Source organism: Actinomyces provencensis (genome assembly GCF_900155435.1).
GTDB lineage: Bacteria > Actinomycetota > Actinomycetes > Actinomycetales > Actinomycetaceae > Pauljensenia > Pauljensenia provencensis.
Genome location: NZ_LT700212.1, coordinates 3,008,635 through 3,022,578 on the forward strand (window position 1 = coordinate 3,008,635; position 13,944 = coordinate 3,022,578).

A 13,944-nucleotide genomic window follows, 5' to 3' on the forward strand; every position below is an offset into this window, starting at 1 on the left:
GTGTGCCGGATGGGCGTTGTGGAGGACCGGGGACCGGTCGTTGCCGGGGATCAGGAGGAGTCGACATGGACATTGCCACTGAAGGACGCGTGGTCCACACGGGTCAGGTCGTCATCGACTTGACGATGCAGGTCGACCGGATCCCGGCACCGGGTACCGAGGTCTTCGCGGACTCCTTCGCCCTGGAGGTCGGGGGTGGCTTCAACGTCCTGCGCGCGGTGCGCCGCATGGGGGTGACCGCCGAGTACGTCGGGGGGATCGGATCGGGCCCTCTTGCCGAGGTCGCCCGCGGCACCCTGATCCGCGAGGGCGTCAACGTCACCGGGTACCGCGACACGACCCTGGACACCGGGTTCTGCGTCGCCCTGACGGATGCGGATGCGGAGAGGACCTTCCTGTCCACCCGGGGTGCCGAGCTGGCCACGCCCCTGACGGCCTATGACCACGTGCGCGTGGGTCGGGCGGATGTCGTCTACATGACGGGGTACTCCCTGGCGGACCCGGAACCGCGTGACGCCCTGCTCCGACTGGTCTCCCGGCTGGTGGACCGGGCACGCCCGGGCACGGCTTCCACCCCCGGAGCTCCCTGTGTCGTCTTCGATCCCTCGACCATCGTCGAGCAGACGGATCCCGATGCCCTCCGCCAGTTGGCCACCCTCCACCCGGTGTGGACCATGAACCTCCGTGAGGCAGCTGTCCTCGTAGGTGTCTTCGGGCTCGACGCACGCGCTGGCGGGTCAGGGCCCGACGGCACGACGTCGGGCGCGACCACACCGGGCGGCGGGGACCATGCGGGCGCAGCGCCGACAAGCACGGTGCCGGGGGTTGGCGTGCCTGCAGGGTCGGTGCCGGACGGGGCCGCCCTCGCAGGGGTCCTCTCGCAGGGTCTCGACGCCTGTGTGGTGGTGCGCGCCGGAGCGCGCGGGGCGTGGCTGGCGCAGGACGGGGAGGTCGAACTCATCCCGGCCCCCACCGTGCACGCAGTCGACACGAACGGCGCCGGGGACACCCACGCCGGTGTGCTGTGTGCGGCGCTGGCCGTGGGCCGCACGATGCGGGACGCCGTGCGCCTGGCCAATGTCGCTGCCGCGATCTCGGTGACCCGTGAGGGACCGGCGACCTCGCCCACGGTCGAGGAACTGGGTGAGGCCCTGACGGGGTCGGCAGGTGTGTGACCCATCGCCCAGGGAGCCGGTTTGGCCCCGGCGCGCACGTACGCGTAAAGTGGTCCCCAGCCAAACGGCGATGCGCCCGTAGCTCAATGGATAGAGCATCTGACTACGGATCAGAAGGTTGGGGGTTCGAGTCCCTTCGGGCGCGCGGCAACCCCCCTCGGTGCGATCCACCGGTGGGGGTTCTGCTTTTCCGGGGTGGTACGTCCCGACGACGACGTCGGACGTGCCCGCCCTGTCGTACCCACCTCGCGAGGACGGTCGGGACCTCGTGGTGCGCACCACCCGGGCGGCAGGTGCTCCGGGCATGCGCAGTGACGGTCCTCCGGGCCCGCTCGCCGTCGGCGTTGACACTAGTCTGGCCGGATGCATCCCTTCCCCGCCCTGGACCCGTTCGCCACCGGCCTGCTGGAGGTCTCCGACGGAGCCGGCGTCTACTGGGAGGCCAGCGGGAACCCGCAGGGCATCCCCCTGCTGTACCTGCACGGTGGGCCCGGCGGTGGCCTGGGGCGCGGTGGCTACCGTCGCCGCTTCGACCCCGCCGACCACCTGATCATCGGTGTCGACCAACGGGGCTGTGGACGCTCCCTCCCCCTCGCGTCCGAGGATCCTGCCTCACTGGCGACCAACACCACCGCCCACCTGCTCGCCGACATCGAGGCCGTGCGCGAGCACCTCGGGATCGAGACGTGGATCCTCCACGGCGTCTCCTGGGGGTCCACCCTGGCCCTGGCATACGCACTGGAACACCCACGGCGCACCCTGGCCGTGGCGCTCATGGCGGTGACCACGACGTCGCGACGCGAGGTCGACTGGATCACCGAGGGCGTGGGTCGCGTCTTCCCCGAGGAGTGGGACCGCTTCGCCGAGGCCGCCGACCGCCACGGCGAGGAACGCGTGGTGGAGGCCTACGCCCGCAGGCTCGGATCCACGGACCCGGCCGATCGGGAGGACCGCGTCGCAGCGGCCGACGCCTGGGACCGCTGGGAGTCGGTGCACGTGTCCCTGGACCCCCACCACCAGCCCGGTCTCCACAGCGTCGACCCCGGTCGCCGACTCGGGTTCGTGACCCTCGTGACCCACTACTGGGCCCATGACGCCTTCATGCGGGGGAGTGCCGACGAGGGCGTCCCGGACGCGACCGGTGGCGGTCGGGCGGGAGGGGTGCGGGTACCGGAACCCGCGCCCATCCTGGAGCGGGCCGGGGAGCTGGAGGGCATCCCCGGGATCCTGGTCCACGGGCGCTTCGACGTCTCCGGACCGGTCGAGACGCCCTGGCTGCTGCACCGGGCCTGGCCCGGCAGCGAGCTCCACGTGGTGGAGGAGGAGGGCCACGGTGGTCCCCTCGAGGTCGACCTCGTGACGAGGCGTGTGGCCGCCCTCGTCGATCGCTGGCGGGACGAGGGCCGCGCGGACGCGCTCCGCCGGACTGTGGGGGCGGGAACGCCTCAGGGATGGCCTGCTGTGTGACCTGCGCGGAGGGGCTCCGCGTCGCACAATGGTGCAAGGAGGACACCCATGGACACGGACTGGCCCATCTTCGGGGCCGAGGCGCTGCGCACCCTGGCAGCTGCGGTCCTGTGCGGCTTCATCGGCCTGGAGCGGCAGTACCACCAGAAGAACGCCGGCGTGCGCACGCACTCGCTGGTGGGCATGGGTGCCTGCCTGTTCACCATCGTCGGTGTCCACCCCTGGGTGCTCGCCCAGCAGCCGGAGTCGGGTGACGCCATGCGGGTGGCGGCCCAGGTGGTCACCGGTATCGGGTTCCTGGGCGCCGGCGTGATCTTCGTGAACCGCGACGCCGTGCGCGGTCTGACCACGGCGGCAGGGATCTGGCTCTCGGCGGCGATCGGCATGGCGTGCGGGGCCGACATGGTCCCGCTCGCCGCCGTGACGACCCTGCTCTACCTGGTGATCATCCTCGGCATCAGTCCACTGGCCGCGCGCATGCCGGTGCGTGACCGCCACATGCTGGTGCGCCTGGTCTACGAGGACGGGACCGGTGCCCTGCGCCGCATCCTCACTGCTGCCCATGAGATGGGCTTCGAGGCCTCCGTGAACTCGACCCACCAGTTGCCGCGCACGGACCCGCAGATGGTCGAGGTCACGGTCCGCTTCACCGGCGGTCTGCCCCTGCGGGACCTCGTCGCGGAGCTCTCCGAGGTCCAGGACGTCCAGACGGTCGAGATGTTCGAGGACTCCCACGCCCTGGACGACTGAGGTGAGCGGTGCGGCCCGGGGGACCCCACGGCAAGGTGGAGCCCCGCGGGGTGCTGCTCCGCGGGCTGGCCCCCTCAGCGGGTCGGCGGGCCCGTGGGTGGGTCCACCACCCAGGGGTCCAGGGAGATTCCCCGCAGGTCCAGGGAGCCGGCGATGTCGCCGGCCGTGCGCGCACCACTGACCCCCAGTGACTCCCCGATCCACTCCACCACGTCACCTGCCCGCCAGCCCAGGGACCGCAGGTCCTCCAGGGTCACCGCCCCGTCCCGCTTGGCCAGGCGGACGCCGCTGCGTGTCACCGCCAGGGGCACGTGGACGAATTCGGGGACCGGCAGTCCGAGCAGTGTGGCCAGGCAGGCCTGACCGGGAGCCTGGGTGAGCAGGTCGTCCCCGCGGGTCACCTGGTCGATGCCCTGGAAGGCGTCGTCCACGACCACGGCCAGGTTGTAGGCGGGCACACCGTCGGAGCGCTGGAGGACGAAGTGGTCGACGGGGCCGGTGACCTCGCCGTGGAGCTCGTCATGGACGGTCCAGGTGCGTGCGGGAGCCCTCAGCCGGAGTGAGGGCCTGCGTCCCTGGGCCGCGAGCTCGGCCCGGCGCTCGCGGCGCTGGGACTCCGTGAGGTCCAGGCAGGTGCCGGGGTAGTGGCCCGGGGGGACGTGGGGTGCGGAGGCGGCCTCGCGCACGTCACGCCGGGAGCAGTAGCACTCGAAGACGGCCCCCTCGGCGCGCAGACGTTCGAGGGCGGCGCGGTGGGCGTCCCCGCGGGTGGACTGCACGAGCACCGGGCCGTCCCAGTCCAGGCCGATGGCTTCCAGCTCCTCCAGTTGACGGGCGGCGGCGCCCTCGTGGNCCGGGCCGGTGGGGACAGGTGGTCCGGGATGACGTGGGCCGGGCCCGGGTGGCGCTCCGGGACGGGTGCTGCCGGGGTGGCCTCGCCCACAGGGGGCCGGTATCGTCACCACATGGGGGACGAGGACGTCACCGCGACGGGCCCGGTCCGTGCGACCTGGGCCAGCATCGAGTCGGCAGCCGAGGGCGCCGACGAGCTCGCACGCTTCGCGCTCGCGCACTCCCTGCGCGACGTCTTCCTCGTCGTGCCCTGGGAGGGCACGGGGGCGGAGACCTCGCGGGCCTCGGCCCTCCTGCGCGGGGAGGGACTGGCGGTGGCGGCCGTCGGGACGGACCCGCGGTGGGCGAGCGACCCCCGCCCCCTCATGCAGTGGATCCGACGGGTGCGCCTGGCGGGCACGGGGGAGGACGGTGGCGGCCAGGGTGCGTTCTCCGGCGTCCACCTGGACGTGGAACCGTGGCGCCTGCCCGTGTGGGACCGGGACCGCCTGCGAGCCACGCGCGGGCTCGTCTCACTCGTCCGCCACGCCCGTCAGCTCGTCCCCGACCTGCCGCTGTCCGCGGACCTCCCCCACTGGCTGGCAGGGGAACCGTACTGGCCGCCCCCCGAGGACGGCGACCGGGAAGCAGGGGAGACGTCCCACCGGCCCGGCGGAGCGGATCGCGGGAGCCACATGGCGGGCGCGGGGGAGGCATCGGGCGCACCTGCGGCAGCGCCGNAGAATCGATGGAAGAACAGCACATGCCCCTCCCCCGAAACCGCCGGCCCAACACATTCGCGATCCTGCTGTGGGCGGTGGCCCTGGCACTGCTCGTGGCCGGGGTGGTCGTCCGTCAGCTCGGCATCAGCCACTACGCCTCGACATATGCCAACTCCGCGAGCATCACCGACGAGCTGACCTACTACACCTCCATCATCGGAGCCCAGTACACGGCCGACCTGGGCAACAGCCTGCTGGCCGTCGGGGCCCTGTCCGTCGTCATCGCCCTGGCGTTCCAGGCACTCTCGACGGTGATGAGTCGCCGTGCGGTGGTTCCGGTGACGGATCACGCGGCGGTCGGGACAGGCGTCGGGGACGAGGGCGAGGTGCTGGTCGAACTCGATGAGGGCGTGAACCCCGACACGGAGGATGCGGCCGAAGCCGGAGCTGAAGCCGGAGCCGAGGCTGCGTCCGGGTCCGACGAGGCCGCGGAGTCCGGGACGGAGAAGACCGTCGTCGAGGCAGAGGTCGATTCCCCCTCCGAGCCCGGGGGAACGGTCCTCCAGGCAGAGGGCGTCTCCTCCTCCGAGCCGGAGCCGGAGTCCGTGCCTGAACTGGAGGCCGAGCCGGAGTCCGTGCCTGAGCCGGAGGCCGTCTCGGTGCCGGAGTCCGAGCCGGAACCGGGGACCGGGGATCCCGCAGCAGGGACGGCCACGTTGCCCGGATCGGTGGGGATCGAGGAAAAGGTCGCCCTCGTGGAGCCCGACGGGCCCGCGCAGGAGCAGACCACGGCAGCGGCAGGGGCGCCCGCCGCCGGGGCACCCGACGGCGGGAGCGACCTGGAGACGGCGTCCGCGGCGCGGGCCCGGTAGCTCCTCCCGGACCGTGCCGGCGCAACCACGGGCAGGCCCCGGGGCCGGCACACCGCCCCTCGTCCGGCCCGAACGGTCGCCCCGGTGCGTCCCAGGACCTAGGGTCGGGAATGGGACCTGCAGCGCCGTCCGGGGCACGCGGGTGCAGGCGGATGGACGAGGGCGCCCGGGCCCCCGATGGCATCGACGGAGGAACGGGGAGGCAGGAATGGGCATCACCTGTGCGGAGTGCGGCCGCAGGATCGTCGGTCAGCCGAAGATCTCCGTCACCGGTCGCAAGCTGTGCGCCGACTGCCACAACAGGATCCTCGGGGCGACCGCCGGGATGATGAAGGGTCAGTCCCTGGGGGCAACGCTGGCGACGTCAGCTGCGACGGTCAGTGCGGGGAGGGCCCGCCGGGGACTGCTCGCACGGACGCTCCAGCGGCTGCGGGGCAGGGATGCCGGAACCGGGAGCGACCCCGCGTCGGCCGGGGGGACGCCCACCTGGGCGAAGTGAGCGCCCTCCGGCTCCTGTGTTCCCGCCGCCGGGCGGCGACGTGTCCCCGTCCGGGACGGTCCATCGACACCTGCCCGGGTCCGGGGACCGCCGTCCAGGCGGGGATCGACACCCCGTGACCGGGGTGCGTCAGCGGGTCAGCCCCGCAGGTCAGGCCTCGAGCTTGGCGATCTGCTCGTCGAGACGCTCCACCTTGCCGGTCATCTCACCGGTGTGACCGGGGCGGAGGTCGGCCTTGAGCACCAGGGAGACGCGGGGGGACACCTCGCCGACGGCCTCGCAGGCCGCCTTGATGACGGGCATGACCTGGTCCCAGTCGCCCTCGACGATGGTGAACATCGAGTTGGTCTCGTGGGGGAGTCCGGACTTCCGGATGACGTCCACGGCGCGGGCGACGATGTCGGCCATGGAACCGTCGTCGTGGGGGGTGGTGGCGGGGGCGATCGAGAAGGCGAAGAGCATGCCTCCACTGTAGGTGGCCCCGCGCGACCCGGCGAGGGCGGGGCCCAGAGCGCTCGCCACCCACGGAACGAGGGCGCCCCGGGGTGTCAGCAGACGCACACGGGCGCGAGGAGTGACCTCAGCGGTGGCGGCGCAAGGTCAGGGACGCCCAGAGGAACATCCCGAAGGCGACGGCCGCGAAGACGAAGAGCAGTACCGTCAGCCAGTTCATGGAGGCCGCCAGGGCGCGGAACCCGGCCCAGGCCCCCAGGGCGATGGCCGTGGTGAGGTAGTACCAGCGGCCGGCCCGCAGGGGATCGGTGGAGGCGGCAGGGCGCTGGCGCACCGATGCCGCGTACTCGTCGGGCGTGCCGAAGACCTCGGTGGGGGTGAGTTCGGGATCGCCGTGTCCGCGACGGGACTGGACCCGGTCGAACTCGGCGTGCGCCAGCCGCATCTGCTCCGTGGCCTGTTCCGCGGTCCAGAAGTGGACGGCCTGGAGGATCCGCCCGGTGATCTTGAACCAGTCGTCGGGTTCGGTGTGGCGTTCGTGGACGGTGTCCGAGTCACGCGAGAGGGCGATGACCACGAGCAGCACGCCTGCCACCAGCACCGCGGTGCGGGGGATCGGCACCTCCAGGGCTGCGGGCAGTGCGCCCGCACCGAGGTTGAGGCCCACCAGGGCCCCTGCGGTGATGACCACTCCGCCCACGACCCAGGCCCAGATCGCGCGCCACCGGCCCGACAGGTAGGCCAGGATGCCGCCCTGGACGATGATGACGAGCACCAGTGCCAGGAAGCCGAAAACCGTCGTGCGGGTGTCCAGCTCACTGCGTCCGAGGGGGAACCAGGGGCCGCTCGCGGTGACGGCGAGGACGACGGCGAGCACGCCGCCTGCGGCCAGTGCCGATCGGGTGAGGTCCCAGGGCCTGTGGGGCAGTGGGTGCTGCCCGGGGGGGACCGTGGAGCCACCGCCCGCACCCCGGGAGTCCGCAGGTGCGGGGTGGGACCCGTCAGTTGTCGGGTCCCCCGCGTGCTCCTCAGGGCTGCTGGGCTCGGTCATGGGCCCATTCTAGGAGCGTTGCCACTGTGCCGGGCGGGCGCGGTGGGGGAGGTCGGGCGCGCCGGGCCGGTGGGGACAGGTGGTCCGGGATGACGTGGGCCGGGCCCGGGTGGCGCTCCGGGACGGGTGCTGCCGGGGTGGCCTCGCCCACAGGGGGCCGGTATCGTCACCACATGGGGGACGAGGACGTCACCGCGACGGGCCCGGTCCGTGCGACCTGGGCCAGCATCGAGTCGGCAGCCGAGGGCGCCGACGAGCTCGCACGCTTCGCGCTCGCGCACTCCCTGCGCGACGTCTTCCTCGTCGTGCCCTGGGAGGGCACGGGGGCGGAGACCTCGCGGGCCTCGGCCCTCCTGCGCGGGGAGGGACTGGCGGTGGCGGCCGTCGGGACGGACCCGCGGTGGGCGAGCGACCCCCGCCCCCTCATGCAGTGGATCCGACGGGTGCGCCTGGCGGGCACGGGGGAGGACGGTGGCGGCCAGGGTGCGTTCTCCGGCGTCCACCTGGACGTGGAACCGTGGCGCCTGCCCGTGTGGGACCGGGACCGCCTGCGAGCCACGCGCGGGCTCGTCTCACTCGTCCGCCACGCCCGTCAGCTCGTCCCCGACCTGCCGCTGTCCGCGGACCTCCCCCACTGGCTGGCAGGGGAACCGTACTGGCCGCCCCCCGAGGACGGCGACCGGGAAGCAGGGGAGACGTCCCACCGGCCCGGCGGAGCGGATCGCGGGAGCCACATGGCGGGCGCGGGGGAGGCATCGGGCGCACCTGCGGCAGCGCCGCCCTCGTCAACGGGGCACGTCGGTGGGAGGAACGGGGTCAGCGTACCCAGGCCGCGGGTCCGCGGGGCTGCGGCGCGGGACGGCGCGGCCGCTGCGGGACCGAGTGCCACCACAGCGGGAACGGGTGCGGGCAGTGGGACGGGTGGGGACGCGCGGGCGGCCCGTCCGTCCCGCGACGGGCGGAGTGCCTGGGCGGCGCTGGCCGACGAACCCGGCCTGCCGGTCGTCCGTGCGCGGGGGCAGGCGGGCGTGGCGGCACCCCGGCGCTCGCGGACCAGCGTCTTCGAGGCGGCGCTGGACCACCTCGACTCCGTCACCATCCTCGTCCCCCGCACGCGCGCGCACGGCCAGGGCGGGATCCTGGACGTCTCCGCGAAGGCCCGCTCGGCGTGCCTGCAACGGGACGTGGCCTACATGGTCGGGTTGGAGACGCGTCCCACCTCGGACCCCAGGCGTCCCCGGGCCAGCTTCCACGACGCGGGGGCCCTCGCCCTGGCACGCGAGGCGGACCGCCTGCGCGAGGCCCTGGCCACGGACCCGCTGTTCCTGGGTGTGGCCGTGCACGACTGGGCGGCGTGGAGCGTGCTGCACTGAGACGGTCGTCGGCGGGGGTGCAGGTGCAGGTGCAGGTGTGCGCGGGCGCACGTCCACCATGTGACAGTGTGTGACGGCGGAGTTGAGGGCCCCCCACGGCCCCCCTATGCTCTGCTGGGTACCATCCAGAGCAGCCGAGAGACCTGGCTCGTCGACGCTGCAGCAACCCCCGGAGACGGAGCGGGTGCTTCCGCCAGGTGCGATGGAGGAATTGATGATCGACCTGAACGGGGTCCGCAAGGTCTACCCCGTCAAGGGGGGCACCCAGGTCGTCGCGCTCGACGACATCACCCTCCACGTCGAACGGGGTTCCATCCACGGCATCGTGGGCCAGTCCGGCGCCGGCAAGTCCACCCTGATCCGCTGCCTCACGGCCCTCGAGCGTCCCACCGAGGGGACCATCGTGGTGGACGGGGTCGAGATGACCAGCCTCCACGGCACCCAGCTGCGCGAGGCGCGTCGCCGCATCGGCATGGTCTTCCAGTCCGCCAACCTCCTCGACCAGCGCACCGCGGCCGACAACATCGGCTACCCGTTGCGCCTGGCGCGCGGGAAGAGGCCCGTCATCGCCCGACGCGTCGAGGAGATGCTCGACCTGGTGGGGCTGACGGGGCGCGGCAACTCCTACCCCTCCCAGCTCTCGGGAGGCCAGAAGCAACGCGTGGGCATCGCCCGCGCCATGGCGGACACCCCCGCGGTGCTCCTCTGCGACGAGCCGACCTCGGCCCTGGACGGGGAGTCCACCCGCCAGATCCTGGACCTGCTGCGCCAGGTCCGCGACGCCTCCGGGGTGACGGTGGTCGTCATCACCCACGAGATGGGTGTCGTGCGGGCGATCTGTGACTCAGTGACGCTGCTGCGTCACGGACGCGTCGTCCAGTCCGGCACCGTCGAGGAGGTCATCACGGACCCGACCTCGCCCCTGGCGCAGGAACTGGTGCCCGCTCCGTCCGTCTCCTCCACCGAGGTGGCGGAGGGCACGACCCTTCTCGACGTCGCCTTCACCTCCTCGCCCGGCACACCCACCGGGGCCACGGTGCTGAACCTGGCCGCGGCCATGGGGGCCGACGTCACCGCCGGCACCTTCGAGTCCATCGGGGAGACGCAGGTCGGTCGTCTGGCGCTGGCGGTGCCCAGTTACCACTCCGACCAGATCATCCGGCAACTCGGTGAGCACCGGATCCACGCGGAGGTACGTCAGGCATGAGCATCCTCGATCTCGTGGCCCCGGTGGTCGCCACCGCGCAGGGGATCCTGCCCGCGGGTCCGGGGGACCCGACCTGGGGGGACAACCCGGCACTGACCGAGCAGTTCTTCCCGGCAGTGGGGGAGACCCTGCTCATGACCTTCTGGCCGACCTTCTTCACGGTGCTGCTGGGGGTGCCGCTGGGACTGTTCCTCGTCCAGACGGGCCCCGGTGGTCTCACTCCCAGGCGCACGCTCAACCAGGCGGTGAGCGCGGTGGTCAACGTCCTCCGCTCCTTCCCCTTCATCATCCTCATCATTGCGCTGGGCCCGGTGACGAAGGTGATCGTCGGGTCCCGGCTGGGATGGCAGGCGGCCAGCTTCCCCCTCATCATCAGTGCGGTCCCCTTCTTCGCGCGCCTGGTGGAGTCCAACATCGCCTCCCTGGACCACGGCAAGATCGAGGCCGCCCAGATGATGGGGGCCTCCAACCGGCAGATCCGCTGGGGTGTCCAGGTCCGCGAGACGCTGCCCCAGATCGTGCGGGCCACCACCGTCCTGGCGATCACCGTCATCGGGTACAACGCGATGGCGGGTGCCGTGGGTGGTGGAGGATTGGGTCAGATGGCCATCAACTACGGCTACAACCGCTTCCAGACCGATGTCATGATCGCCACCATCATCGGGATCATCGTCATCGTGACGGTGATCCAGCTGGTGGGCGACATGATCAGCCGGCTGGTGGACCACCGCTGAACCACCACCAGCCGGGACGCGGAGGGCGCACCCCTCCCGAGGTGGACCTGCCCGCAGGCTCCTGAGTCGCAGCCGACCGGGTCCCCGCCCGTCCAGCACCACGTCACACACATCCGCAACACCCGACAGAAAGTCCGATCACCATGCGTTCCTTCCGTTCCTTCGCCGCCCTCGGCGCCGTCGCCGCCCTGGCCCTGGCGGGCTGCTCCGGTGGTGGATCCTCCGAGTCCGGTGACGCCGCATCCGGTGCCGCCGAGTCCGGCGATGCCGTCGGCACGGTCACCCTGACCGTCGGTGCCTCGCCCTCGCCCCACGCCAAGATCCTCCAGTTCGTCCAGGACAACCTGGCCGCCTCCGCGGGCCTGGACCTGGACATCGTGGAGTACAGCGACTACATCCAGCCCAACGTCGCCCTCGCCGACGGTGACCTGGACGCGAACTACTTCCAGACCGTGCCGTACCTGGAGAACTACGAGAAGGAGAACGGCGGCGACTTCGTCGCGGGCGAGGGGATCCACCTGGAGCCCCTGGGTCTGTTCTCCTCCAAGATCAAGGACCTCGCGGACTTCCCCGACGGCGGCACGATCGGGATCATCGCCGACACGACGAACCAGTCGCGCGCCCTGGCCCTGCTGGCCGACAACGGCTTCGTCGAGCTGCCCAGCTCCGGTGACGCCAATGTCAACACCGTGAAGAAGCTCAAGGACTTCGAGTTCAAGGAGGTCGACGGACCCCAGCTGGTCCGCGCCCTGGAGGACGTCGACCTGGCCGCCATCAACGGCAACTACGCCCAGGAGGGCGGCCTGTCCCTGTCCGCGGATGCCCTGGCCGTCGAGTCCGCCACGGACAACCCCTCGGTGAACGTGCTCGTGTGGAACAAGGACGCCTCCGGTGAGAAGCTCGCCGCCATCCAGAAGCTGGAGGAGCTCCTCCACTCCGACGACGTGCGCACCTTCATCGAGCAGACCTGGACGGACGGCTCGGTCATCCCGGCCTTCTGATTCCCCTTCCCCCGTCGAGGTCATGGCGGGGACCGGATGGGCCCGCAGGGAGCACGCAGTGCGAATCCTGCGGGCCCACCGCTGTGTGTGGGGGCACCCTTCCCTGTGCCCTGTGCCCTGTGCCCTGTGCCCTGTGCCCTGTGCGGTCGCTCAGTGCCCGGTTGTCCAGCGGCCCGTTCTGGGGCGCGGACGACGTTGATGTTTGTCAACGATCTGCCAGGATCACGTGGATCCCCTTCGCAGATGCCCACTCTCTGGGGGATCATGGGCAGGACCGACCACGACGGAAGGGGTCACGATGCGCAGATTCGTTCGGGCGACCACAGCAGCGGTCCTGGCAGTGGGGATGATGGGTTCGACGGCGGCCGTTGCGGCGCCCGTGCCCGGTGGGGCCGCCGGCGACGGGGTGGCCGCAGGGACGAGCACCGTGGCGGTGGCCGCCTACCCCTGGATCTGCAGGGTCTTCCCGAACCTGCCCTACTGCTGAGATCGGCTGTTCCCTGCATGTACTCACGCGTGCGTGATCTCTTCCTCGAGCAGCCCAAGGGCACACAGGCCCGCCGCATCATCTTCGGCGCCCTCGCGGTGCTGCTCCTGCTCCTCGACGTGTTCTCCTGGTACGCCTCGTCGACCGACCCCAGTGTCCTGGACGTCGAGCCACTGATCGCGGTCTGTCTGGCCCTGGCGCTGACCGGATGGCTCCCCGCCACCGGCGGCACCCTCTACGCCCTGGTGACGGGTATCGTCCTCCTGGCCCCCGGCGACTCGGGGATCACCTTCCCCCTCGTCGGTGTCTTCGCGGTGGTCGCGGAGTGGATCTCGCGGAAGTGGTACCTGCAGGCAGTCCTCGCCCTCGCCCTCGTGCAGGCCCCCCAGTTCCTCACGTCCTCCAACTGGCAGGCCGACACCATGGGCCTGCTCCTGGGGCTCGCCGTCTCCGTGCCGATCGGGTTGGGCGTGCAGTGGAGCGAGGAGCGCGCAGGTGCCCTGCGCCAGGAGGTCAAGGTCTCCCAGGTCGCCGCCGAGTCGGCGGCCGCCCTCGTGCGCCGCGACCTCAACCTCGCCCTCCACGACACCGTCGCCCAGGACCTGGTCCGCATCATCGTCTCGGGTCAGTCGGCCGCGCGGCGCACCACGGATCCCCAGACGGCGGAGGAGGTCCAGGAGCTCTCCGAGCTGGCACGCGACGCGATGCGGCACGTGCGTGCCCTCATGGGCGACGTCGGTGTCGGCCACACGGATCCCGTCCAGCCCCTGGGGGACGTGCTCGCCACCTGCCAGGCGATGCTGGCGGGGAGGGCGATCACCCTGGACGCGGACCTGCCCGAGGACATCGACGCCGTCTGCTCGCTGCGCCAGCGCAGCGTGCTGGGCCTGGTGCTGCGCGAGGGGACCACCAACATCCTCAAGTACGCCCGCGTGGGCACCACCGCCCACCTCTCCGTCGAGGTGCTCGAGGACGGGACGGCCGCGGTGACCATGGCCAACCTCATCGACCCCGCCGCCGACGACGCGCGCGGCGCCCTCAGCGGAGGCTACGGACTCGACTCCCTGACGGAACGCGCGGCCCGCGAGGGCGGCTCCCTCCACTTCGGCTCCAACGGCGGTACCTGGTTGCTCTCCGTGACCGTGCCGCGCATCCCCCTCCCCGAGGAGGGACGCCGGTCCCGCCCGACGCTCCCCGCCACCGTGGGTGACACCGGCAGCGAATCGGCCCCTGACACCGACACGGCCACCGACACCGCCATGGCCACCGACACCGGTCCCGACACGGCCCCCGACACCAGTCCCGACACGGCCCCCGACACC

General features: G+C 72.0%; 15 protein-coding genes, 1 tRNA gene and 1 riboswitch. Of the genes, 12 read left to right on the forward strand and 4 right to left on the reverse strand.

Translation table 11 applies throughout. The features are described from left to right. Positions 1-65: 65 nt before the first annotated feature. The 4 genes from BQ9890_RS13055 to BQ9890_RS13070 all read left to right on the forward strand — a co-directional run bounded on the left by BQ9890_RS13055 (position 66) and on the right by BQ9890_RS13070 (position 3,392). Positions 66-1,175, forward strand: coding sequence for a PfkB family carbohydrate kinase (locus BQ9890_RS13055; protein ID WP_075892076.1), 1,110 nt, complete (start codon positions 66-68; stop codon positions 1,173-1,175). A 72-nt stretch (positions 1,176-1,247) separates the two neighbouring features. Continuing rightward, positions 1,248-1,320 (forward strand) — tRNA-Arg (locus tag BQ9890_RS13060). A 218-nt stretch (positions 1,321-1,538) separates the two neighbouring features. After that, the gene (locus BQ9890_RS13065; protein ID WP_075892078.1) at positions 1,539-2,642 is read left to right on the forward strand and encodes an alpha/beta fold hydrolase; all 1,104 of its coding nucleotides are present in this window, start codon (positions 1,539-1,541) and stop codon (positions 2,640-2,642) included. Positions 2,643-2,690: 48 nt separating this feature from the next. Continuing rightward, positions 2,691-3,392, forward strand: a complete 702-nt coding sequence (locus BQ9890_RS13070) for an MgtC/SapB family protein (RefSeq protein WP_075892080.1) — start codon at positions 2,691-2,693, stop codon at positions 3,390-3,392. 74 nt (positions 3,393-3,466) lie between these two features. Here BQ9890_RS13070 and BQ9890_RS13075 read toward each other — a convergent pair whose 3' ends face one another. Beyond that, positions 3,467-4,357 (reverse strand): glutamate--tRNA ligase family protein, encoded by an 891-nt coding sequence (locus BQ9890_RS13075; protein ID WP_078062462.1) that lies wholly within the window; start codon positions 4,355-4,357, stop codon positions 3,467-3,469. Next, the gene (locus BQ9890_RS13080; RefSeq protein WP_075892082.1) at positions 4,351-4,611 is read right to left on the reverse strand and encodes a hypothetical protein; all 261 of its coding nucleotides are present in this window, start codon (positions 4,609-4,611) and stop codon (positions 4,351-4,353) included. Before BQ9890_RS13080 ends, BQ9890_RS13075 begins: the two co-directional genes overlap by 7 nt. Positions 4,612-4,971: 360 nt before the next feature. Here BQ9890_RS13080 and BQ9890_RS13085 point away from each other — a divergent pair, with 360 nt between their 5' ends. Both BQ9890_RS13085 and BQ9890_RS13090 read left to right on the forward strand, forming a co-directional pair. Continuing rightward, positions 4,972-5,817, forward strand: coding sequence for a hypothetical protein (locus BQ9890_RS13085; RefSeq protein ID WP_230297953.1), 846 nt, complete (start codon positions 4,972-4,974; stop codon positions 5,815-5,817). A 208-nt stretch (positions 5,818-6,025) separates the two neighbouring features. Then, positions 6,026-6,316 (forward strand): hypothetical protein, encoded by a 291-nt coding sequence (locus BQ9890_RS13090; RefSeq protein WP_075892087.1) that lies wholly within the window; start codon positions 6,026-6,028, stop codon positions 6,314-6,316. Between the two features lie 150 nt (positions 6,317-6,466). Here BQ9890_RS13090 and BQ9890_RS13095 read toward each other — a convergent pair whose 3' ends face one another. Together BQ9890_RS13095 and BQ9890_RS13100 are read right to left on the reverse strand one after the other, a co-directional pair. After that, positions 6,467-6,778 (reverse strand): thiamine-binding protein, encoded by a 312-nt coding sequence (locus BQ9890_RS13095; RefSeq protein ID WP_075892089.1) that lies wholly within the window; start codon positions 6,776-6,778, stop codon positions 6,467-6,469. A gap of 118 nt (positions 6,779-6,896) precedes the next feature. Beyond that, positions 6,897-7,820 (reverse strand): hypothetical protein, encoded by a 924-nt coding sequence (locus tag BQ9890_RS13100; protein ID WP_075892091.1) that lies wholly within the window; start codon positions 7,818-7,820, stop codon positions 6,897-6,899. Between the two features lie 173 nt (positions 7,821-7,993). Here BQ9890_RS13100 and BQ9890_RS13105 point away from each other — a divergent pair, with 173 nt between their 5' ends. From BQ9890_RS13105 to BQ9890_RS13130, 6 genes are all read left to right on the forward strand, one after another. Further along, a complete protein-coding gene (locus tag BQ9890_RS13105) occupies positions 7,994-9,193 on the forward strand; it encodes a hypothetical protein (protein WP_075892093.1) in 1,200 nt (399 codons plus the stop codon). 118 nt (positions 9,194-9,311) lie between these two features. Next, positions 9,312-9,402, forward strand: a riboswitch (SAM riboswitch). A gap of 5 nt (positions 9,403-9,407) precedes the next feature. Beyond that, positions 9,408-10,400 (forward strand): methionine ABC transporter ATP-binding protein, encoded by a 993-nt coding sequence (locus BQ9890_RS13110; RefSeq protein WP_075892095.1) that lies wholly within the window; start codon positions 9,408-9,410, stop codon positions 10,398-10,400. After that, complete coding sequence (locus tag BQ9890_RS13115; RefSeq protein ID WP_075892097.1) at positions 10,397-11,134, forward strand: methionine ABC transporter permease; 738 nt, start codon at positions 10,397-10,399, stop codon at positions 11,132-11,134. The genes BQ9890_RS13110 and BQ9890_RS13115 overlap by 4 nt, the downstream gene beginning before the upstream one ends. 143 nt (positions 11,135-11,277) lie before the next feature. Beyond that, positions 11,278-12,135 carry a MetQ/NlpA family ABC transporter substrate-binding protein gene (locus BQ9890_RS13120; protein WP_075892099.1) on the forward strand — a complete coding sequence of 286 codons (858 nt, stop codon included), beginning with the start codon at positions 11,278-11,280 and terminating at the stop codon, positions 12,133-12,135. Positions 12,136-12,433: 298 nt separating this feature from the next. Continuing rightward, positions 12,434-12,622 (forward strand): hypothetical protein, encoded by a 189-nt coding sequence (locus BQ9890_RS15995; protein ID WP_075892101.1) that lies wholly within the window; start codon positions 12,434-12,436, stop codon positions 12,620-12,622. Positions 12,623-12,639: 17 nt separating this feature from the next. Beyond that, positions 12,640-13,944 (forward strand): sensor histidine kinase (locus tag BQ9890_RS13130; RefSeq protein WP_075892103.1); only part of this gene is annotated, 1,305 nt, incomplete at its 3' end.

Bases quoted from the DNA above. Each gene is read 5' to 3' on its own strand.
- BQ9890_RS13110 (WP_075892095.1), top strand. From the start codon at position 9,408: ATGATCGACCTGAACGGGGTCCGCAAGGTCTACCCCGTCAAGGGGGGC.
- BQ9890_RS13080 (WP_075892082.1), bottom strand. From the start codon at position 4,611: ATGAGGGGGCGGGGGTCGCTCGCCCACCGCGGGTCCGTCCCGACGGCC.
- BQ9890_RS13090 (WP_075892087.1), top strand. From the start codon at position 6,026: ATGGGCATCACCTGTGCGGAGTGCGGCCGCAGGATCGTCGGTCAGCCG.
- BQ9890_RS13120 (WP_075892099.1), top strand. From the start codon at position 11,278: ATGCGTTCCTTCCGTTCCTTCGCCGCCCTCGGCGCCGTCGCCGCCCTG.
- BQ9890_RS15995 (WP_075892101.1), top strand. From the start codon at position 12,434: ATGCGCAGATTCGTTCGGGCGACCACAGCAGCGGTCCTGGCAGTGGGG.
- BQ9890_RS13055 (WP_075892076.1), top strand. From the start codon at position 66: ATGGACATTGCCACTGAAGGACGCGTGGTCCACACGGGTCAGGTCGTC.
- BQ9890_RS13085 (WP_230297953.1), top strand. From the start codon at position 4,972: ATGGAAGAACAGCACATGCCCCTCCCCCGAAACCGCCGGCCCAACACA.
- BQ9890_RS13100 (WP_075892091.1), bottom strand. From the start codon at position 7,820: ATGACCGAGCCCAGCAGCCCTGAGGAGCACGCGGGGGACCCGACAACT.
- BQ9890_RS13070 (WP_075892080.1), top strand. From the start codon at position 2,691: ATGGACACGGACTGGCCCATCTTCGGGGCCGAGGCGCTGCGCACCCTG.
- BQ9890_RS13095 (WP_075892089.1), bottom strand. From the start codon at position 6,778: ATGCTCTTCGCCTTCTCGATCGCCCCCGCCACCACCCCCCACGACGAC.
- BQ9890_RS13105 (WP_075892093.1), top strand. From the start codon at position 7,994: ATGGGGGACGAGGACGTCACCGCGACGGGCCCGGTCCGTGCGACCTGG.
- BQ9890_RS13065 (WP_075892078.1), top strand. From the start codon at position 1,539: ATGCATCCCTTCCCCGCCCTGGACCCGTTCGCCACCGGCCTGCTGGAG.
- BQ9890_RS13115 (WP_075892097.1), top strand. From the start codon at position 10,397: ATGAGCATCCTCGATCTCGTGGCCCCGGTGGTCGCCACCGCGCAGGGG.